17 protein-coding genes are annotated in these 20,366 nt (G+C 68.5%); 12 read left to right on the top strand and 5 right to left on the bottom strand.

Annotated features, from left to right (window positions below; translation table 11 throughout):
• The first annotated feature begins 111 nt into the window (after nucleotides 1–111).
• The 7 genes from NA3_RS24630 (at nucleotide 112) to NA3_RS24605 (ending at nucleotide 6,943) form a co-directional block, all read left to right on the top strand.
• On the top strand, nucleotides 112–1,893 hold the full coding sequence (locus NA3_RS24630) for an ABC transporter family substrate-binding protein (protein WP_227995550.1): 1,782 nt from the start codon (nucleotides 112–114) through the stop codon (nucleotides 1,891–1,893).
• Nucleotides 1,890–2,789 carry an N-acetyl-1-D-myo-inositol-2-amino-2-deoxy-alpha-D-glucopyranoside deacetylase gene (gene mshB, locus NA3_RS24625; RefSeq protein WP_227995549.1) on the top strand — a complete coding sequence of 300 codons (900 nt, stop codon included), beginning with the start codon at nucleotides 1,890–1,892 and terminating at the stop codon, nucleotides 2,787–2,789. Before NA3_RS24630 ends, mshB begins: the two co-directional genes overlap by 4 nt.
• A 60-nt stretch (nucleotides 2,790–2,849) precedes the next feature.
• Nucleotides 2,850–3,008: a hypothetical protein gene (locus tag NA3_RS37780; protein WP_167331885.1), complete on the top strand. Its 159-nt coding sequence runs from the start codon at nucleotides 2,850–2,852 to the stop codon at nucleotides 3,006–3,008.
• Nucleotides 3,005–3,439: a hypothetical protein gene (locus NA3_RS24620; protein WP_227995548.1), complete on the top strand. Its 435-nt coding sequence runs from the start codon at nucleotides 3,005–3,007 to the stop codon at nucleotides 3,437–3,439. Before NA3_RS37780 ends, NA3_RS24620 begins: the two co-directional genes overlap by 4 nt.
• Before the next feature lie 254 nt (nucleotides 3,440–3,693).
• Nucleotides 3,694–6,189, top strand: a complete 2,496-nt coding sequence (locus tag NA3_RS24615) for a sensor histidine kinase (RefSeq protein WP_062965991.1) — start codon at nucleotides 3,694–3,696, stop codon at nucleotides 6,187–6,189.
• The gene (locus NA3_RS24610; protein ID WP_030514865.1) at nucleotides 6,182–6,571 is read left to right on the top strand and encodes a roadblock/LC7 domain-containing protein; all 390 of its coding nucleotides are present in this window, start codon (nucleotides 6,182–6,184) and stop codon (nucleotides 6,569–6,571) included. The genes NA3_RS24615 and NA3_RS24610 overlap by 8 nt, the downstream gene beginning before the upstream one ends.
• A gap of 6 nt (nucleotides 6,572–6,577) precedes the next feature.
• Nucleotides 6,578–6,943 carry a DUF742 domain-containing protein gene (locus tag NA3_RS24605; protein WP_062965990.1) on the top strand — a complete coding sequence of 122 codons (366 nt, stop codon included), beginning with the start codon at nucleotides 6,578–6,580 and terminating at the stop codon, nucleotides 6,941–6,943.
• Between the two features lie 6 nt (nucleotides 6,944–6,949).
• Here NA3_RS24605 and NA3_RS24600 read toward each other — a convergent pair whose 3' ends face one another.
• The 4 genes from NA3_RS24600 to NA3_RS24585 all read right to left on the bottom strand — a co-directional run bounded on the left by NA3_RS24600 (nucleotide 6,950) and on the right by NA3_RS24585 (nucleotide 12,177).
• The gene (locus NA3_RS24600; RefSeq protein WP_062965989.1) at nucleotides 6,950–8,905 is read right to left on the bottom strand and encodes a GMC family oxidoreductase N-terminal domain-containing protein; all 1,956 of its coding nucleotides are present in this window, start codon (nucleotides 8,903–8,905) and stop codon (nucleotides 6,950–6,952) included.
• A 177-nt stretch (nucleotides 8,906–9,082) separates the two neighbouring features.
• Nucleotides 9,083–10,735, bottom strand: a complete 1,653-nt coding sequence (locus tag NA3_RS24595) for a PH domain-containing protein (RefSeq protein ID WP_308189586.1) — start codon at nucleotides 10,733–10,735, stop codon at nucleotides 9,083–9,085.
• On the bottom strand, nucleotides 10,732–11,256 hold the full coding sequence (locus tag NA3_RS24590) for a PH domain-containing protein (RefSeq protein WP_227995547.1): 525 nt from the start codon (nucleotides 11,254–11,256) through the stop codon (nucleotides 10,732–10,734). Before NA3_RS24590 ends, NA3_RS24595 begins: the two co-directional genes overlap by 4 nt.
• Before the next feature lie 60 nt (nucleotides 11,257–11,316).
• Nucleotides 11,317–12,177, bottom strand: coding sequence for an LLM class F420-dependent oxidoreductase (locus tag NA3_RS24585; protein ID WP_062965987.1), 861 nt, complete (start codon nucleotides 12,175–12,177; stop codon nucleotides 11,317–11,319).
• Nucleotides 12,178–12,363: 186 nt separating this feature from the next.
• Between NA3_RS24585 and NA3_RS24580 the strand changes: the two genes are divergently transcribed.
• The 5 genes from NA3_RS24580 (at nucleotide 12,364) to NA3_RS24560 (ending at nucleotide 19,443) form a co-directional block, all read left to right on the top strand.
• Nucleotides 12,364–14,976, top strand: a complete 2,613-nt coding sequence (locus NA3_RS24580) for a bifunctional FO biosynthesis protein CofGH (RefSeq protein ID WP_062965986.1) — start codon at nucleotides 12,364–12,366, stop codon at nucleotides 14,974–14,976.
• A 266-nt stretch (nucleotides 14,977–15,242) separates the two neighbouring features.
• Nucleotides 15,243–15,566 (top strand): ferredoxin, encoded by a 324-nt coding sequence (gene fdxA / locus NA3_RS38245; RefSeq protein ID WP_062965985.1) that lies wholly within the window; start codon nucleotides 15,243–15,245, stop codon nucleotides 15,564–15,566.
• A 14-nt stretch (nucleotides 15,567–15,580) separates the two neighbouring features.
• Entirely contained in the window at nucleotides 15,581–16,687 is a 1,107-nt protein-coding gene (gene dapC, locus NA3_RS24570; protein WP_062966068.1) for a succinyldiaminopimelate transaminase, read from the top strand.
• 112 nt (nucleotides 16,688–16,799) lie between these two features.
• Complete coding sequence (pruA, locus tag NA3_RS24565) at nucleotides 16,800–18,437, top strand: L-glutamate gamma-semialdehyde dehydrogenase (RefSeq protein WP_062965984.1); 1,638 nt, start codon at nucleotides 16,800–16,802, stop codon at nucleotides 18,435–18,437.
• A 37-nt stretch (nucleotides 18,438–18,474) separates the two neighbouring features.
• Nucleotides 18,475–19,443 (top strand): proline dehydrogenase family protein, encoded by a 969-nt coding sequence (locus tag NA3_RS24560; RefSeq protein WP_062965983.1) that lies wholly within the window; start codon nucleotides 18,475–18,477, stop codon nucleotides 19,441–19,443.
• Between the two features lies 1 nt (nucleotide 19,444).
• Here the strand turns inward: NA3_RS24560 and NA3_RS24555 are convergent, their stop codons facing one another.
• Nucleotides 19,445–20,311 (bottom strand): oxygenase MpaB family protein, encoded by an 867-nt coding sequence (locus NA3_RS24555; RefSeq protein WP_062965982.1) that lies wholly within the window; start codon nucleotides 20,309–20,311, stop codon nucleotides 19,445–19,447.
• Nucleotides 20,312–20,366: the final 55 nt, after the last annotated feature.

Below are 20,366 nucleotides of genomic sequence, written 5' to 3'. Positions count from 1 at the left end.
GCCTGCTCCTCCCGAGGCAGTACACCTGGATGTTCATTTCCCGAACAACCCCGCGAACGGAAAGGCGCCACCCGGCGCAATAGAGTACGTCTCGTGATGTCGGGAGTTCGAATGCGTGCAGGGCGGCGCGTGGTACTGGTGCTGATGCTGGCGCTCGGCGTGCTCACCGCGTGCACCGCCAATCCGCCGCCGCCGATCGAGAGCACCGACAGCCCGAAGACGACTCCGGCGACGCCGACGAAGTCCACGGTGGTGGTGGCGGTGGACGATATCGGGATCGGATTCAATCCGCATCTACGGTCGAACCAGTCGCCGGCGACGAATGCCGTTGCGTCGATGGTGTTTCCGAGCCCGTTTCGTCCGGTGCCGTCGCCCACGGTGCCCGGCGGAACGGATCGGGTGCCGGATCCGGCGTTGATGGTGTCGGCGGATGTGACGCCGTCGGATCCGTCGCAGCCGGATCAGTTCACGCTGACCTACAAGATTCAGAATCAGGCGTCGTGGTCCGACGGGGCGCCGATCGCGGCCGAGGATTTCCGGTATCTGTGGCAGCAGATGATCAGCCAGCCCGGGGTGGTGGATCCGGCGGGCTACCGATTGATCACCGATGTGAAGTCCTCGGAGGGCGGCAAGACGGTGACGGTGACGATGAGTCAGCCGTATCCGGCTTGGCGGCAACTGTTTTCGGATCTGCTGCCCTCGCATCTGCTCAAGGACGCACCCGGTGGATTCCAGCGGGCGCTGGCCGTGGAGCGTGGGCTGATCGACCAGAATCCGATCTCCGGCGGGCAGTTCCGGGTGAAGCAGGCCGACGCCGGCCGCGAGGAGATCCTGCTCGAACGCAACGACCGTTACTGGGGTACCCCGGCGGTGCCGGATCAGATTCTGTTGCGGCGCGGCGGAACTCCGGCACAGCTGGCCGAATCGCTACGCGCGGGTGACGCTCAGATGGCGCTGGTGCACGGCGGTGTCGCGACGCAGGCGCAGCTGGCGGCGATTCCGCAGGTGCGGACCGCGATCATGCCGCAGGCGCGGGAAATGCAGATGGTGCTGAACGGGCGGACCGGTGATCTTTCCGATCCGCGGGTGCGCCACGCGGTGCTGGGTCTGCTCGATCCGGCGTTGCTGGCCTCGGTGGGCGCCGAGACCGGTGCCTGGGTGGATCCGGTGCGGGCGCAGATTCTGGCGCCCTCGGATCCGGGATACGCGCCGACGGCCCCGCCGCGGCCGTCTCCCGACCAGGCGTTCGGGCTGCTGGCCGAGGCCGGATTCGGCCGCGCGCCCGAGACTCCCGCGGCGGGTAATCCGACGACCTCGCCGGCCCCGCAGCCGCGCCCGGTCGCCAAGAACGGCCGGACCCTGACACTCCGGATCGGCGCGGTGGACAAGGATCCGACCACGCTGGCCGTCGCGAATACCGCCGCCGACCAGCTGCGCAGCGCCGGAATCGACGCGTCGGTGCGCAGCCTGCCGGCCGACGAGCTCTACGGCAAGGATCTCGCGGACGGGACCGTCGACGCGGTGGTCGGCTGGGAGCGGGCCGGGGAGGATCCGGCGACGATCCTGTCCTCGCGCTACGGCTGCCCGCCGGTGGCCGCACCCGGTCAGGAGGACACCTCGCAGATCGATGCCATCCGCAAGGCGCCGAGCAATGTGTCCGGCATTTGTGATCCGTCGCTGCAACCGCAGATCGATGCGGCGCTGCGCGGGGTGGATGTGCCCAAGGCGATCGGTGATGCGGAGCCGAGGTTGTGGGATCTGGCGACCGTGCTGCCGATCGTGCAGGACACCGGCGTCGCCGCGGCGAGTTCGCGGATGGACGGGGTCTCGCTGAGCGGTTCGATCCAGGTCGGGGTCTTCGGTGGCGCGAGTACCTGGCGGCGGCTGTCGTGACCGGAACCGGCGGTCTGGTTCTGGTACACGCCCATCCCGACGACGAGTCGATCACCACCGGCGGCACCATCGCGCTCTACCGCGCCCGCCGCGTTCCGGTGACCGTGGTGACCTGCACACTCGGAGAGGAGGGCGAGGTCATCGGGGAGCGGTGGCAACAGCTCACCAGCGCTCACGCCGATCAGCTCGGCGGGTTTCGCATCCACGAGCTGACCGCCGCGCTGGCCGCCCTCGGTGTCGAGGCGCCGTATTTTCTCGGCGGGGCGGGGCGTTGGCGGGATTCCGGGATGAGCGGCACGACCGCCGACCCCAAGCCCATGGTGCCGACGCACCCGCGTGCCTTCGTCGATTCCGGGCCGGCCGCGGTGGCGGAGTTGAGCGAGGTGCTGTTGCGGCTGCGCCCGCGCGTGGTGGTCGGCTACGACCCGCGTGGGGGCTACGGCCATCCGGACCATACGCGTGCTCATCGGGTCACCATGGATGCGGTGGCCGCGGCGGCCGAAAAGGGTTGGGACACACCGAAGGTGTACTGGACGGTGACCGACGCCGACGTGCTGCGCCGGCATACCGAGGCCTTGGCTCGCCGCACGGTCGACCGGCTGCCCGGGGCCTTGCCCAGCGGGTGGCGGCTGCCGGCGGTCGGCGAGCTGGCATGTGTGGCCAGTGACACCGTGACCACCACGATCGACGTCTCGGATGTGCTGGCGGCCAAGCGCGCCGCCTTGCGGGCGCACGCCACTCAGGTCACGGTCGCGCCCTCGGGCCGCGAATTCGCGTTGTCGAACAATATCGCCCAGCCGGTCCTGCCGGAGGAGCACTACGTGCTGGTTCGTGGGCGCCTCGGACCGGTGGGCCCGGACGGACACGAGGACGATCTGTTCGCCGGGCTCGATTGACCGCAAGAGCCCGCACCGGGGCTGGCCGGATCGTGGGTGCTTCGGCTTAGACTGCTGGGCATGTACAACTGGAGCCTGCAGGACGCCATCGTCGCGTTCGTCGAAAGCCAGAAGCCGAACTGGCAGGCGCAGCACGATCTGTACCTGTCGGTGCTCTACGGATTCGTCGATATGCAGAGTCATCTGTTGACCCTGCTCGGCTTCCCGCCGGTACCGTGACGGCCCCGACGACCAGCCGGACCGCGTATGTGCCCGGCGGGTCGAAGTATGCCTGGCCGGTGCTCGGCGCCGTGCTGGCGGCGGTGCTGGTGTTCGACGGGCTGCTCTCGGTAGTGCTCGAGGTGCTGTATCTGCCGCTCTATATCGGCGCCACGCCGTTCCCGATCGCGGCCCTCGTCGCCGCGGTGGTGAACGTGCTGCTGGTGCGTGGCATGGGTGTGGTCGTGTCCCGCCCGGCCGCGATGGGGCTGCCGGTGATCGCGTGGCTGTTCGGATTCCTGATCTGCTCCACCACCGGGCCCGGCGGCGATGTGCTGCTGACCGACTCGTGGACCTCTCCGCTGCTGCTGGCCTGCGGCATCGTGCCGGTGGGTTTCTATCTGTTCCGCCGGGCGTTCCTGCGGCCGAAGGTCACGCCCGCCACGCTCTGAACCGGTGCCGGTCGCCGGAAAGCCGTTGCCGCAAAGAGATATCGGCGAACCGCTGTAGCGGGCCGGAGGGTCGGTTAGTCTCTCAGGCGTTATCTGTGGTTCTGCCGCCCGGCGGGCGGTGTGGTTAGGAAGTGGGGGCCGGTTGCTCAGCTGGCCGGTTGGCTCGGGTGCGCCGAGATCCGAATGCGCGCGGACATCGCCCGACAACAGGAAGATCACCCGTGGTTGAGTGGTCGAAGCTTCCTGGATTGCCTGTGAACACCACGAATTCGCGCTGGCTCGGACTGATGAGCCGGGGTGTGCGCGGGCGGGTCAGTGTGCGCGTGCGCCTGCTCGCGATCGTGCTGATCTCCAGCGTCACGTTGCTCGCCATCGGGGTGGGCGCGGCATCGTATCTGGTGCGGTCGGGCCGCGATGCCCGGCAGTGGGCCGAACTGGCCAGCAGCACCGCGGCTCCGGCGGTCGCCATCATGGAGACCTTCGGGGAGGAGCGCCGGCTCTCGATGCTGCAGCTGGCGGGTGATCCCAGCGCCACAGCACAATTGGCGGCGGCGCGGCAGCGCTCGGATGTGGCGCTGGCCGCCCTCACCGCCAAGGGCAACGAGGCGCAGAAGATGAATCCGGACAACTCCGGAGCCGATATCGCCGCCTACGGTCAGCTGCTCGCGCAGTTGCCGCTGGTGCGTCGCGGCGTCGATTCCGGTCAGGCGCCGCCCGATCAGGTCTTCGGGTTGTTCAGCCGTTTCACCGCGGCCATCATCGACGCCTCGATGCTGGCGGCCCGCGTCGCGCCGGACGCCGGCATCGCCGTCCAACTCGGCTATGCCGTCCAGGTGATGCGCGCCGCCGAGGCGCTGTCCGAAGCCACGGCACTGGGTGAATTATTCGTGGTGACAGGTACGTCGACGCCCGCGCAGTGGACGCAGTACATCGATTATCTGGGGGAATTCCGCGGCCAGATCGCCTATTCGCTCTCGGTGCTGAAGGGCCAACGCGCGGATCAGCTCGACGCGATCATGACCAGCCCGGCGTGGGCGCAGATCAACGAGATGGCCGACGCGATCGCGGCGCGCGGTCCGATGCCGGGCACCGACGATGCCGACGCGAGTACGCGGGCCGGTGACACCACGCGTTCGCGCACGACCCGGCAGACCGCGAAGCCGCTGCCGATGACCCCGCAGGCCTGGCAGGACGGCTCGGCGCAGATCGCGTCCGCACTGCTGACGCTGTGGCAGGACAAGAGCCGGGACGCGCATGCCGAGGCGCGGGATCAGGGTGACCGCACCGCGATCGGGTCGCTGGCCGGCGGCGGCGCGGTGTTGCTGGTGTCGATTCTGGCCTTCCTCGCCTCGCTGGTGCTGGCGAACCGATTCATCGGCCGGATGCGCCGATTGCGCCGCGACACACTGGAATTGGCCGACGAGCGGTTGCCCGACATCATGCGCCGGGTATCGGCCGGTGAGACCGTGGACGCCTCGCTGGAGGTGTCGCGGCTGGACTTCGGTTCCGACGAACTCGGCCAGGTCGCGCAGGCGTTCAACCGGGCGCAGGTGGCGGCGGTCTCGGCGGCGGTCGCGGAATCGAATACCCGCGCCGGTATCAACACGATCTTCCTCGATATCGCCCATCGCAGCCAGGCGCTGGTGCATCGCCAGCTGGCCCTGCTGGATCAGGCCGAGCGACGTGAGGAGAACGCCGACCAGCTCGAATTGCTGTTCCAGCTCGACCATTTGGCGACCCGCGCCCGCCGCAACGCCGAGAACCTGATCATCCTCGGCGGTAAGCAGCCCGGGCGGCGCTGGCGCAATCCGGTGCCGCTGATCGAGGTGATTCGCGGTGCGGTCGCGGAAAGCTTGGACTACACCAGAATTCGCATCGGCCGCATACCACGCACCAGGGTGATGGGCACCGCGGTCGCCGACCTGATCCACCTGCTGGCCGAACTGATGGACAACGCCACCTCGTATTCGCCCCCACAGGCGCGGGTGGAGGTGCATGCCGCGGTGGTCGGACGCGGGGTCGCGGTGGAGATCGTCGATCAGGGCCTGGGCATGACCGCCGACGAACTCGACCGGCGCAACGAGATGCTGTCGCATCCGCCGGAGTTCAGCGTGGCCGCACTCTCCAGCGACACCCGCCTCGGACTGTTCGTGGTCGCGAAACTGGCCAACCGCCACGGCATTTCGGTGAAGCTGCGCGAGTCGGTGTACGGCGGCGTGCGCGCGGTGGTGCTGATCGGCACGCCGGTGCTCGAAGGCGGCGACGTCAACGGTACGGACTTCGAGGATCCGGGACCCGCCACCGGGGAATTCGCCGCGCTCGGACCGGCGACCAGCGCTTCGGCCGCCCGCGCCGAAGCGGTTGTCGCCGAGGACGTTCCGGTGTCGACCGAGGCGTCGACGCCACCGGCCGCCGATCCGGACCCGAGCCCACGGCGCTCGGCCTGGTTCACCTCGGCTTCCGAGCACATGGATTCAGCGCCCGCGACCGGAGTGTTCGGTGCGCCCGTGACCACGTCGGGCGTGGTTCGCGCCGGTGAGGGCCGACCGCCGCTGCCGCGCCGGGTGCGTTCGGCCGATCGCGCCGATACGCCGGCGGCCGGCACGAATACCGTTCGGCAACGCACCGCCGATCAAGCTCGCAACCTGATCAGCGCCGTCGAGCGGGGCACCCGGCAGGGCCGCCGACCCGCTGCAGAAACCGGCTCCACGGCATCTCATTTCGACACAGACGAGGGTGAAGATGGCTAATCCCAACCGAAGTGACGTCGGCTGGCTGCTCGACGATCTGGTGAAGGGTCTCACCGGTGTGCGCTACGCGGTCCTGCTGTCCACCGACGGACTGCTGCTGGGCAATTCCTCGGAGCTGGAGAACTCCGATGCCGAGCGATTCTGTGCGATGGCTTCCGCGCTGCACAGCCTGGCCCGCAGCGCCGGACACCATTTCGACGCCGGGGGTGTCTGCCAGACCATGGTGGAACTCGACCGGGCGGTGCTGTTCATCACCGCCGCGGGCGACAACGCCTGCCTGGGCCTGCTGGCCGCGGACAACGCCGATCTGGGCATGGTCGCGTATGCGATGAACCAGACCGTGCAGCGGGTCGGTTCACATCTCGCCGTCGACCGACGATGAGTCACCGTGAACGACGGTGACGCCTGGTTCGACGACGAGGCCGGACCACTGGTCCGGTTGTACGCGGTCACGCAGGGGCGGGGCCGCAGCAACCGCCCGGAACTGGATATGCTGACCCTGGTCGTCGATATCGGGCAGGGCACGGCGCTGCGCCGCCACGAACCCGAATACGCCGCGATCGTGGAATTGTGCCGCACTCCACAGTCGGTCGCGGAAGTCGCCGCGCGGCTGGGACTTCCGCTGACCATGACGAAGGTCCTCGTCGGCGACCTCATCGACGACGGGCGCCTCGAATACCGCCAGCCCCGTCCGGACGAGGCGTCCGACGTCGGCCTGCTGCAGGCGCTGCTGGACGGTATTCGCGGGCTCTGATACGGCTCAGTGCAACCGTGCCGCAAGGCGTTTCGCGTTCATGTAGGCGATCGCCTCGATCGAGACCATCGGATTCACCCCGGACGCGGTGGGAAAACAGGACGCGTCGGCGACGACGATGTTCTTCACGTCCCAGGTGGCGCCGTCGGGGTCGACCGCCGACATGACCGGTGAGCCGCCCATCCGCGCCGAACCCATGATGTGCAGCGCGCCCATCGCGCACTGTCCGGGTCCGTAACCGGCGGCGGCGCAGGCGGCGGCGAATTCGGCGTGCGACCCGGCGCGGCCGGGCTCGTAGGCGGGGCCGGCCTGCTGGCCGGAATAGATGCGGCGTGCCCCGGCGGCCTCGAGAATCTCTGCGGCGCCGATGATTCCGGTGTGCAGATGGCCGCGATCGTGGTCGGAAAGCCGATAGGAGACCACCGGTTCGCCGTTCTTGTCGACGCCGACACTGCCGTGGTCGCGGTCGCGGGTTATCACGCCCAGGGCCACCGACTTGTGCAGTTCCAGCAGATTCTTCCGATAGGCCGCCGCGCCGCGCCAGTTCATGAAGCCGACGCCCATCCCGGGATGGATGGGTCCGGTCTCGTAGATGACGCCGTAGCCGTTGCCGTCCAGATCGCGGTGCCGGCGGCTGATCCGGGCCTGCATACCGCCCTCCCACGGCCGGATCGGCTCGTCGAAGACGCCGAAGACCGCCGCGGCGGGATGCAGTCGCAGATAGTTGCCGATGTTCTTGTTGCCCAGGCCCGATCGCCGCAGCAGCGCCGGGGTCTGCACCGCACCGGCGGCCACGACCACGGCGCGTGCCGACACCTCGATCGGGGTGCCGTTCGAACTCACGGCCGAGACGCCCTCGGCGCGACCGTTGTTCACGCGGATGCGACGCACGTTCGCGTCGACCACGAATCGGGCGCCGTGTCCGGCGGCATCGGCGAGCCAGGTCTTGGTGACCGACTGCTTGGCGCCGACGCGGCAGCCGTAGGGGCAGCGACCGCATTCGACACCGGCGTCGCAGGCGTCGCCGACATTGCGGGGCAGGGTGTCGATATGCCAGCCCAGGGCCGTGGCGCCGCGTTCCAGCACGCCGTCGCGCGCCGAGAGCGGGGAGTGACGATCGTTGACGCCGAGGCGGCCGGTCACCGCGTCGAGGGCGGCGGTGTATTCGTCCTGCGCGAACTGCGGCACGCCGAGCCCGGCCCATTCGGCGCGCACCTCGTCGGGGGTGCGCAGCGAGGTGCTCCAGTTGACCACCGTCCCGCCGCCCAGGCAGGTGCCGGCGACCAGGGTGATCTGACCTTCGGCGGTGGCGGGCGGGCCGGGAGCGTAGAGGTTGAGCAGCGCGTCGAGTTCGCCGGTGCCGAAATCGCGATCGTCGTAATAGTTTCCGCGTTCCAGCACGATCACGTCGAGACCCGCCTCGGCCAGTACGGCGGCGGCGGTGCCACCCCCCGCGCCCGAACCGACGATGACGACATCGCAGGTCAGTGTGGTCGCTTCGGTCGGACGCAGCACGGAGAGCGCAGGCGCCGGGGCGGAGGCGAGGGTGCCGGGCGGGCCCGGGTAGTCGATGGCCTTCCACAGGGGGTGGCTGCCGGTCGGGCCGGGTGTGACGTTGTAGGACAGCAGCGCGGCCTGCTTGAGCGCCTGGAACAGGGTGCGCTTCACCGCGATTCGGGAATCGCCGAGGCGCAGGAGGGTGCGCTCGCGTTCGTCGGCGGTCAGCGCCGAGAAGCGCCGGCCCCGGTTGCCGAGCAGCACTCCCGCCACTCGGGAATCCCACAGATCGAGCAGGGTGGCGAGCTGTTTCGCCTCGGAGGGGCGCGGGTTGCGACTCAGGATGTCGAAGACCGTAGCCACGGAACCGAGTTCGGTCGCCGACGGCAAACTGAGCCCGTCGCCCGGAGTGAACGTATCGCAGATCAGGCCCAGGGCTGCGCGCTGCTTCGCTGTGGGATCCATAAAAGCTCACCTTTCACAACACTGGGGTGAGTTGTATCACGATGCGTGAATCTGCGCTTACTTATAGGCAACACCACTCCTGATATTGGCCAGTTTTTCGGTGCTGTTCTGCGTCTCCGTAGGAGAACTGTCGATCACATGAGGTTCGGTGATCGGTGCCGTGAAGGAGCGTCGGCCTCACGCTCCGCGCGGTTGCGCGACGGCGTTGTCCGGCGCGGAGCCCGGTGGCGGAACAGGGGCCGCGTTGCGTTCCGCGCGCGTGCCCAGCCGGCCGGGCGTCACCTGGTCGATCAGCGCCCATGCCCGTTCGATGGGCAGATCCACGATGCTGTATTTCTTCTTCCCCGCCGCACTGGCCGCGATCACTGTCGCCAGCCCCGCCCGCCGCTGGAAAAAGGTCTGCCGGACGGTCCACCCGATCACGCCCGGCGCCTCCAGGCAGTCACGGTCACGATCGAGCGCCCCGCGCCGCGTGATCAGCCAGACCGGACGCTCACCGTCCGACGGGATCACCGCATGCCCCAGTCCGCGATATCGATCGTGTGCCAGAGCCGCCGCCACGAGCGCGACGATCGCCGGAACTGCCCATGCCCACGGTGGAACATGCAGTCCGGCAACGAGTATCGCGGCCAAGGCGGCGAGAAGAATCCACACCGGAATGAAGGCACGCGTGTAGCGCCGCCGTCGCGCGCGCGGGCCGTGCTGTTCGAGTGCTACCAAGGCGGGAGCGGCGGCGGTTGCGGGGTCGTCCCAGAGATGGTGTGGTGCAGCGTGATCGCTCGCGGAAGCAGCCGTTCCGCGACGAGGACGGCTGGTGAGTAGCTGGGCCAGAGTGCGGTCGACGGCGGCGCGCGGGGCCTGGGGAAGCAGCTTCTGGCGCGGGCTGGTGCCGGTCATGATCGCTTCGAGTTCGGCGCCGCCGGCCAGCCGGAGCAGCAGCGGTTCCTTGACGGTCGCACCGCGCAGTCGCGAGAGATCGAGCGTGGTCTGGCGGGTGGTGAACAGGCCGCCGCGGATATGCAGCGCTGTGCCGTCGTCGAGCACACGCAGACCGAAATACGTTGTGAGATATCGGATGCACGCGGCAATGGCCGCGATCACCAGCAGCACCACGACCGCGCCCGTCACGGCCAGGGCGATGAACACCGCACTGTGCTCCGTGAGGTCCCGCACGGCTTCCGAACGCACCAGCACATCGGCGACGCCGACCTTCGCGGCGAGGCCGATCACCGGTCCGACAATGGCGAGGCCGGTCAGCGACAGCGGCGCGTACCGGACCCAGCGCGGCCGCCAGTGCCCGATCTCGATCGCGTCGTCCGCGAGCGCGTCGGATTCGCCGCCGGTAGCGCCGGTGTCCGACTGCGTATTCTCCACCGGCCGCAACAACAGTGCCCGCAGCTCGGGAACCTGCCGCGCATCCACCCCGTCGAGGTGAAACCGCTTCTCCCGATGGGCATGCTGCCCGGTGCCGATGACCAGCACCACCAATCCGAGCAGCCGATGCATCAGGTCCGCGTGCACGTCCACCGACCGAATTCGCGACCGCGGCACCGTCAAGGTCCGCCGCTGCAGCAGGCCCCGGCGCAGCTGCACGGTATCGGCGCCGATCCGGTAACTGGTGGTGAACCACCGAGTCAACGCGAACGCCACGATCACCACCGCGACCGCCACCGGACTCCACGCCGGCCCGCCGCTCTGGGTTCCGACGATCACCGCGCCCAGCAGCACCGGAATGTATTTGAACAACTCCCGCACCGGATGCACGAGCAGCATCCGCATATCCAGCCGCCGCCAATCGTCGGCCACCGTCCCCACCCGCGGACCACTCACGTCGCATCCTCCCGATGAATCGACGCGATATCGGTCAGGTGATTCACCGTGCGCTCGGCGACCTCCAGATCCAGCGCCGCGATCCGCACCGCCCCCGCCGAGGATGCCGTGGTCACCGTGACCGTCGCCAACCCGAACATCCGCTCCAACGGCCCCCGATGCGTATCGACCGTCTGCACCCGCGTGATCGGCGCGACCCGGCTCTCCTGGTTGAACCACCCCGTCCGCGTGTAGACCGCGCTCTCGGTCACCTCCCACCGATGCACCGCATACCGCCACATCGGTACAACCACCACGCTGAACCCCGCCGCGACCACCGTCGCCGCCACCAGAGCGAGCGCCCACCCCCGATGCGAGCCGTCCAGCACCACCCACACCAGCCCGCCGACCAGCACGAACGCCCAGAAAATCGCGGGCCCGGTCGCCCACAACAGCGGTGCCCGCCGACTGGCCCGCCACGCCGGAGCGGCCAAGATCGTGCGCGCGGGCGAGACTTCCGGCGACCGGGTCATACCAGCCATCGTGACATGGAATCGGGCGCGGCCGGTGAAGCCGTTTGCCGGGTGCGGTGATCGGTTCGATCAGGTGAACCAGCGGTCGGCGAGGCGATCGACCCAGCCGATGCACTCGTCCGGGCTTTCCGGCGGCATGTCCACCAGGACGAGTTCGGTGACGCCGAGGTCGCTCAGTTCGGCGATGTCCGCGCGGGCCGGGGTGCGTAGTGCCACCGCGAGGTGCAGGTCGGCGATGTCGCGGCCGGCGTCGGTGCAGAACCGGGTCAGGAGGTGTATCCGGTCGCGGACTGTCGACACGGTGTCGAGGTTGAAGCCGTACCAGCCGTCTCCCCAGGCGGCTACTCGGCGCAGCGCGCGGTCGCTGTTTCCCCCGACCAGGATCGGCAGGTGGGTTTGCGTGGGTTTCGGGTTGACGCGGATGGTGCGGAACGAGACGTGTTCGGAGGCGTAGGTCGCCGGGTCGTCGCGCCACAGCGTTCGGATGGCGTGGACGTAGTCGGCGGTGCGGGCCGCTCGCCCTACGAAGGGGATGCCCAGCGCGTCGAACTCGTCCTCGGACCAGCCGATGCCGATGCCGAGACGGAGTCGGCCACCGCTGAGCCGGTCCAGGGACGCGGCCTGTTTCGCCATGATCACCGGGTTGTGCTCGGGGAGGAGGACGACGCCGGTGGCCAGGTGGATGGTCGAGGTGACCGCGGCGGCGTAGGTCAGGCAGGTGAACGGATCGAGCCAGTCGGCGGTGGCCGGGACGGCGATGCGGCCGTCGTCGGAGTAGGGGTAGGTGGACGACGAATCGTCGACCATCACGACGTGCTCGCCGCACCACAGCGTGGCGAAGCCGCGGCGTTCGGCCTGCTGGGCGGTCGCGTCGATGATCTCCGGCCGGGATCCGGAGCCGATTCCCAGACCGTGTAACCCGAATCGCATGGCATCGCCGCCTCGTCTGTATCCGGTGGGTCCGGAATTCTAGCCGGTAGTGCTCTCACCAGCACAGTCGTCGACGCTGTATTCCCGGAGGCAAACTGGTCGCCGGAATCAGGAATAACCCGTGAAGGCCGCCGGGTTGTCTCACGTCACAGGGCACCGAAGGGAGAACACTCGGATGGTTGGCGCATGATCGACGGCGTGAACGAACAACCGCACACTGGGCTACCGACTCCTGGTGTACCGCCCGTTCCGCCGAGTTCTTCGGCCATGCGCAGAGCCCTGCGGCGTGCGCGCGACGGGGCGACGCTCAATCTCGACGAGGCCGTGGTGCTCCTGCACGCACGTGGTGCGGACCTCGAGGATCTGGCCGCGTCCGCGGCGCGGGTGCGGGATGCGGGGCTGCGGGAGGCGTATTCCGGGGACACCCTGCCCATCACCTATTCGCGCAAGGTGTTCATTCCGCTCACCCGCCTGTGTCGCGACAAATGTCATTACTGCACGTTCGTGACCGTGCCCGGCAAGCTGCGCGCCGAGGGGCACGGCATGTATCTGGAACCCGACGAGGTTCTCGATATCGCCCGCAAGGGCGCCGAATTGGGTTGTAAAGAAGCGCTTTTCACGCTGGGGGACCGCCCGGAGGATCGCTGGCCGGAGGCGCGGCAGTGGCTGGACGAGCGCGGTTACGATTCCACCCTCGACTACGTGCGCGCCATGTCGATCCGGGTGCTCGAGGAAACCGGCCTGCTGCCGCATCTGAATCCCGGGGTGATGAGCTGGGCGGAGATGTCGCGGCTCAAGCCGGTCGCCCCCTCGATGGGCATGATGCTGGAGACCACCTCCGAGCGCCTGTTCACCGAGCGTGGTCAGGCGCATTACGGCAGCCCGGACAAGGATCCGCAGGTCCGGCTGCGCGCCCTCACCGACGCCGGACGGCTGAGCATCCCGTTCACCACCGGCATCCTCGTCGGCATCGGTGAGACCTATGCCGAGCGTGTCGACTCCCTTCTCGCGATCCGCAAGTCGCACAAGGCGTTCGGGCATGTGCAGGAGGTGATCGTGCAGAACTTCCTGGCCAAGTCCGATACCGCCATGCGCGACACCCCCGATGCGGATCTCGCGGAGTTCCGCGCCACGATCGCGGTGACGCGGTTGCTGCTGGGACCCAAGATGCGGATTCAGGCCCCGCCGAATCTGGTGTCGCTCGACGAGTGCCGGGCCCTGATCGCTGCCGGTATCGATGATTGGGGCGGGGTGTCGCCACTCACCCCCGACCATGTGAATCCGGAGCGGCCGTGGCCGAACCTCGAGGTGCTCGCCGAGGTGACCGCGCAGGCCGGCTATGCGCTGACCGAGCGGCTGACGGCTCATCCGAAGTATGTGCTCGCCGGCAATCCCTGGATCGATCCGCGGGTGCTGGGACATGTTGCCGCGCTGGCCGATCCGCGCACGGGGCTGGCCCGCGACGTGAATCCCGCCGGTCGCCCGTGGCAGGAACCCGACCAGTCCTGGGAGTCGCTGGGCCGGGTGGATCTCAACACCGCCATCGACACCGAGGGCCGCAATACCGAGTCGCGCAGCGATTCCGGGCTCGACAGTGACGGCCTCGGCGCCTTCGGCGACTGGGAAACCGTTCGGGAACAAGTACTTTCGCTCAGCGCGCCGGTGAAACTCGATACCGACGTGTTGAGCGCGCTGCGCGCCGCGGAGAAGGATCCGGCCGGGCTCACCGACGACCAGTACCTGGCGCTGGCCACCGCCGACGGCGCGGAACTCGACGCCATCGCCGCGCTGGCCGATCAGCTGCGCCGCGACACCGTCGGCGACGATGTCACCTACGTGGTGAACCGCAATATCAACTTCACCAATATCTGCTACACCGGCTGCCGGTTCTGCGCATTCGCCCAGCGCAAGGGCGATGCCGACGCCTTCACCCTCTCCGCCGACGAGGTCGCCGAACGCGCCTGGGAAGCGTATGTCGAGGGTGCCACCGAGGTGTGTATGCAGGGCGGGATCGACCCCGATCTGCCGGTCACCGGGTATGCCGATCTGGTGCGGGCGGTCAAGAAGCGGGTGCCGTCGATGCATGTGCACGCGTTCAGCCCGATGGAGATCGTCAACGGCGCCTCGCGCGGCGGTCAGAGCGTGCACGATTGGCTCGCGGCGCTGAAAGAGGCTGGGCTGGACACGATTCCGGGCACCGCCGCCGAGATTCTGGACGACGAGGTGCGCTGGGTGCTCACCAAGGGCAAACTGCCCACCTCGGCATGGATCGAGGTGATCACCACCGCGCACAAACTGGGCATTCGGTCGAGTTCGACGATGATGTACGGCCACGTCGACAATCCGAAGCACTGGGTCGGCCACCTGCGGGTGCTGCGCGGCATCCAGGACGAGACCGGCGGGTTCACCGAATTCGTGCTGCTGCCGTTCGTGCACCAGAGCGCGCCGCTGTATCTGGCGGGTGCGTCGCGGCCGGGGCCGACGATCCGGGACAACCGCGCCGCGCACGCGCTGGCCCGCATCATGCTGCACGGGCGCATCGCCAATATCCAGACCAGCTGGGTGAAACTGGGCATCACCGGCACTCAGGTGATGCTCAACGGCGGCGCCAACGATCTGGGCGGTACGTTGATGGAGGAGACCATTTCCCGGATGGCCGGATCGGAGCACGGCTCGGCGAAGTCGGTGGCCGAACTGGTCGAGATCGGCGCCGGGATCGGTCGCCCGGTGCGGGAGCGCACCACCACCTACGGGATACCGAAACACCAGGTGTCGGCCCTGCCACTGACGGTCGGCTGATCGCGACGCGGCGTCGCCTCCGGAGCCGGAGCCTCGGAGCTCCGGAAACGGCGTCGCGCATACCGCCGGACCGGCGAATCGGACACCGCCGGACCGGCGAATCGGACACCGCCGGACCGGCGTAGTGAACACCGCCGGAGACGGTGTGTCGCATCCCGCCGGGATCGGCAAGTTAGGCAAGGCTGACCAGTTGTAATGTGAGTCCCCGGGATACTGTTGCGCGGGCGGAAGTGTCCCGCAGGCAAGGACAGACTAGGAGAACGGCAGTGCCGTACATCATCGCTGAACCGTGCGTTGACGTGAAGGACAAGGCGTGCATCGAGGAATGCCCCGTGGACTGCATCTACGAGGGCAATCGCATGCTGTACATCCATCCGGACGAGTGCGTGGACTGTGGTGCATGTGAGCCCGTGTGCCCGGTGGAGGCGATCTTCTACGAAGACGACACCCCGGATCAGTGGAGCGGCTACGTCAACGCCAATGTCGATTTCTTCGACGACCTCGGTTCGCCCGGTGGCGCCACCAAGGTCGGCAAGACCGACTACGACCCGCCGTTCATCGCCGCGCTACCGCCGATGGCGAACGAGTAGGTAGCGCCTCGGTGATCCGCGATCGTGTGCGGGTCAGCAGTCTGCTGCCCGATTTTCCCTGGGACACCATCGCCGGGGCCAAGGCCCGCGCCGCGGCGCATCCCGACGGCATCGTCGACCTGTCGGTGGGCACGCCGGTCGACCCGGTCGACCCGCTGATCCGCGCCGCGCTCGACTCGGCCGCCGACGTACCCGGTTATCCCGCCACCTACGGCACCTCCGAATTGCGGGAGGCCGCGGTGGCGGCGGTCGCGCGCCGCTTCGGCATGTCCGGTATCGGCTCCGATGCCGTGCTGCCGGTAATCGGCACCAAGGAGTTGATCGCCGGATTGCCGCGACTGCTGGGTCTGGGCCCCGCCGATCTGGTGGTGATCCCCGAGGTGGCGTATCCGACCTACGAGGTGGGTGCGCTGCTGTCGGGGTCGCGAATCCTGCGCGCGGACGGCATGACTCGGCTCGGCCCCGAATCGCCGGCGCTGATCTACCTGAACTCGCCGTCCAACCCCACCGGCCGGGTGCTCGGCATCGACCATCTGCGCAAGGTGGTGTCCTTCGCCCGCGAACGCGGCGCGATCGTCGCCTCCGACGAGTGCTACCTGGGCCTGACCTGGGATGCCGAGGCGGTTTCCATCCTCGACCCGCGCGTCAGCGACGGCGACCACACCGGCCTGCTGGCCATCCACTCGCTGTCGAAGACCTCGAATCTGGCCAGCTACCGGGCCGGTTTCGTCACCGGCGACGTCGAGCTGATCCGGGAGCTGCTGGAGGTGCGCAAACATTCCGGCATGATGGTCCCGTACCCGATCCAGGTCGCGATGACCGCCGCACTGGCCGACGACCGGCACGAGGCGCAGCAGCGCGAACGCTACCGCGCCCGCCGCGAGGTGCTGCGAAAGGCGTTGCAGGAGGCGGGTTTCCGCATCGACCACTCCGAGGCCGGCCTGTACCTGTGGTCCACGCGCGGCGAGAACTGCCGCACCACGCTGGACTGGCTCGCCGAGCGCGGCATCCTCGCCGCACCCGGTGACTTCTACGGCCCCACCGGCACCGAGCACGTGCGCATCGCCCTCACCGCGACCGACGAGCGCATCGCGGCGGCTGCGGTCCGGCTGTCCGCCTGAGACGGCGGCCGGGCCGCGCCCCGGCTCGATCAGCAATCCGCCGGCGACGCGACGCGCGTCGTACTCGTCGGTTTACCGCAGCATCGGTGCGGGAGCGGACTAGCCTGGCGTTATGGACGCTGTCACGGTTGTCCCGACTCCGGCGAACGAGCCGGTTCACTCGTATGCGCCGGGGAGCCGGGAACGAGAACTACTGATCGGCAAACTTGCCGAAATCTCCGGGCGAACGGTCGATGTGCCGCTGGTGATCGGCGGCAAGCATCGGCCGGGGACCGGGCCCCGGTCCGAGATCGTGATGCCGCATCGGCACGCGCACACGCTGGGCACGTACGCCGATGTGACTCAGGAGGAGGGCCGGGCCGCGATCGAGGCCGCGGCGGCCGCGGCGCCGCAGTGGCGGGCGCTGCCGTTCACCGAACGCGCCGCGGTGCTGCTGCGGGCCGCCGATCTGCTGGCCGGGCCGTGGCGGGAGACGGTGGCCGCCGCGACCATGCTGGGGCAGTCGAAATCGGCGTATCAGGCCGAGATCGACGCGCCCTGTGAGCTGGTGGACTTCTGGCGGTTCAACGTCGCCTTCGCGAGCCACATCCTGGCGCAGCAGCCGGAATCGTCTGCGGGCGTGTGGAATCGGATGGATTATCGCCCGCTCGAGGGATTCGTCTACGCGATCACCCCGTTCAACTTCAGCGCGATCGCCGGGAATCTGCCGACCGCGCCCGCGCTGATGGGCAATACCGTGGTGTGGAAGCCCTCGCCCACCCAGACGCTGGCGGCGTACTACACGATGCGGGTGCTCGAGGAGGCCGGGCTGCCGCCGGGGGTCATCAATCTGGTCACCGGTGACGGGATCGAACTGTCCGAGGTCGCGCTGACCGATCCGCGCCTGGCGGGCATCCACTTCACCGGTTCGACCCGCACCTTCCAGCACCTGTGGCAGCGGGTGAGCTCGAATATCGGTCACTACCATGGATATCCGCGGCTGGTGGGGGAGACCGGCGGGAAGGATTTCGTCCTGGCGCATCGCTCGGCCGATCCGGACGCGTTGCGCACCGCGCTGATTCGTGGCGCCTACGAATATCAGGGGCAGAAGTGTTCGGCCGCCTCCCGCGCCTACATTCCGCGCTCGCTGTGGCGGGAGATGGGCGACGATTTCCTCACCCAGGTCGACGAACTGAGCTACGGCGACGTGGCCGATCTGACGAATTTCGGTGGGGCCGTGATCGATCGGCGCGCCTACGACAAGAACGTCGCCGCGATCGAGCGGGCTCGCGCGGCCGGTCTGGGCATTCCGGCCGGCGGCACCTACGACGACAGCGAGGGCTTCTTCGTCCAGCCCACCGTGCTCATCGCCGATACCCCCCGCGACGACGCGTTCACCACCGAGTACTTCGGCCCGATCCTGGCGGTGTACGTCTACGACGACGATCACCCCGAGGCCTTCGATTCGGTACTCGCGGAAGTGGATTCGGCGGCGCCCTATGCGCTGACCGGCGCGGTCTTCGCCCGCGATCGGGTCGCGATCGACCGGGCCGCCACCACGCTGCGCTTCACCGCGGGCAATTTCTACATCAACGACAAGCCGACCGGCGCGGTGGTCGGCCAGCAGCCCTTCGGCGGTGCGCGCGCATCGGGCACCGACGACAAGGCCGGGTCGTATCTGAACCTGTTGCGCTGGGTCGCGCCCCGCACACTGAAGGAAACCTTCGTTCCACCGACCGATTACCGCTATCCGCATATGGAGTCGGAATGAACGGCGAACCGGTGGGCGCGTCCGGAAGGGCACGACGATGAACCCGCTGCGTCCTGCCATCCTCGCCGCCGCCGGTTCGTTGCGGATGAAGCGGGCGATCACCGGGTTTCCGGTCACCGCGGAGGTCGTGCATCGATTCGTGGCCGGTGAAACGCGCACCGACCTCGCTCCGGTCGTCGCCGCGCTACTGGACAGCGGCCGGATGGTGAGCGTCGACTTTCTCGGTGAGTACACGACCGAGCGGTCGATGGCCGACGACGCGGTCGCCGAATATCTGGCACTGATCGACGACCTGGCCCGATGGAATCTCCTGGCCCGATGGAACCGATCGTGGTCGGTGCAATCCGTTGCACCGGTGGAGGTTTCGGTGAAGCTGTCCGCGCTGGGGCAGTCGCTGGGGCTCGACGGCCCCGAGATCGCCACCGCGAATCTGCACACGCTGTGCGAGCGGGCGCAGCAGGCGGGGGTGTGGATCACGGTCGACGCGGAGGACCACACCACCACCGAAACCACCGAGTCGACCGTGCACATGGTGCGTGCCGACTATCCCTGGCTGGCGGTCGCCACCCAGACCTATCTGCGCCGCGCGGAGGATCGCTGCCGCATCGCCGCGGCCGAGGGCGCGCGAATCCGGTTGTGCAAGGGCGCGTATCGCGAGCCGGAATATGTCGCCTACCAGCGCACAGCCGATGTGGACGAGTCGTACCTGCGGTGCCTGGAACTCCTCATGGCCGGTTCGGGGTATCCGATGGTCGCCACCCACGACCCGGTCATGATCACCGCCGCCCACGACATGGCCGGCCGGAACGGCCGCGCACCGGGCGATTTCGAATTCCAGATGCTCTACGGCATCCGCTCCGAGGAACAGCGACGCCTCGCCGAGGACGGCCACGCGGTGCGGGTCTACATCCCCTACGGCAACCAGTGGTACGGCTACCTGATGCGGAGGCTGGCCGAACGCCCGGCCAACCTCGGCTTCTTCCTGCGCGCCCTCGCCGAGCGCTGAATCAGACCAGCGGTCGCCCGAAGCGCCGGCGCAGCCGCATATCCGCGAGATAGAAGTTGAACGGGAAGACCCGGATCACCGTGGGCATCCGCGTCCATACCGCCGAGATCGCGCGCAGGACGAGCCGGAACCGGCGTTCGTCGCGTGCGGTCCAGCGCATCCCCATCTCGTCGCGCAGGTGCTGCGGAAGCAGGGCGGTGACGGTGAACCGGTGGAAACGCCCGGCCAGCAACCGAATCAGGCGCGGCTGCATCTTCAGATCGATCAGATCGTCGAAGTAGCGGCGCACAGGTTCGTCGATGGTCTTCGTCGCGAGGTTCTCCTCCCAGTACGCGTAGAACGCGTCCCGGTCGGCCGGCCACATCTCCGGGCGCATCTGCAGCCCGGTGCCGAGCCGGACGCTGTAGCGGTAGAAACGTTCGGCGAGTTCGGGATCCATCGGTCCGCGCATGCGCTGGTACAGATCGTCGACACCCCAGTACAGGCAGGCCGCCACCCACAGCTGCAGTTTCGGATCGAAGGCGTTGTACTTGACCGGGCTGTCCGGGCCCGAATGCACCGGGCGGTGCGAGGCGTTGACCGCCTCCCGATAGCTCCGCACGTCCTCGTCGTTGCCCAGCCAGGCCACGGCCAGATAGGTCAGCGTGGTCCGCAGCCGCTTGAGCGGGTGCAGCGTCACCTTGCCGCTGTCGACTGTGCTCTCCAGCACGCCGTAGCCGACCGGCGGGTGGCTGAGCTGCATGATCACGTTCGCCGCGCCGCCGAGGAAGGCGGCCACGCCGTCGATGTGTTCGCGCACCGTCTCCGGGGTGAGCTCGTCGCCCGGAATTTCGGGCTGGTAGCCGGTCGCGCGCAGGGGGGCGGTCATCGTCGACTCGTCTCCTGTTCCTCCCCGCCGATCGGCGAGAGAATGTGAGAAGCTT

The sequence above is a fragment of the Nocardia africana NBRC 100379 genome, from assembly GCF_001612635.1.
Taxonomy (GTDB): domain Bacteria; phylum Actinomycetota; class Actinomycetes; order Mycobacteriales; family Mycobacteriaceae; genus Nocardia; species Nocardia africana.
Note: the sequence above shows the minus strand (reverse complement) of the source record. Positions and strands in the feature narration are given on the sequence as shown.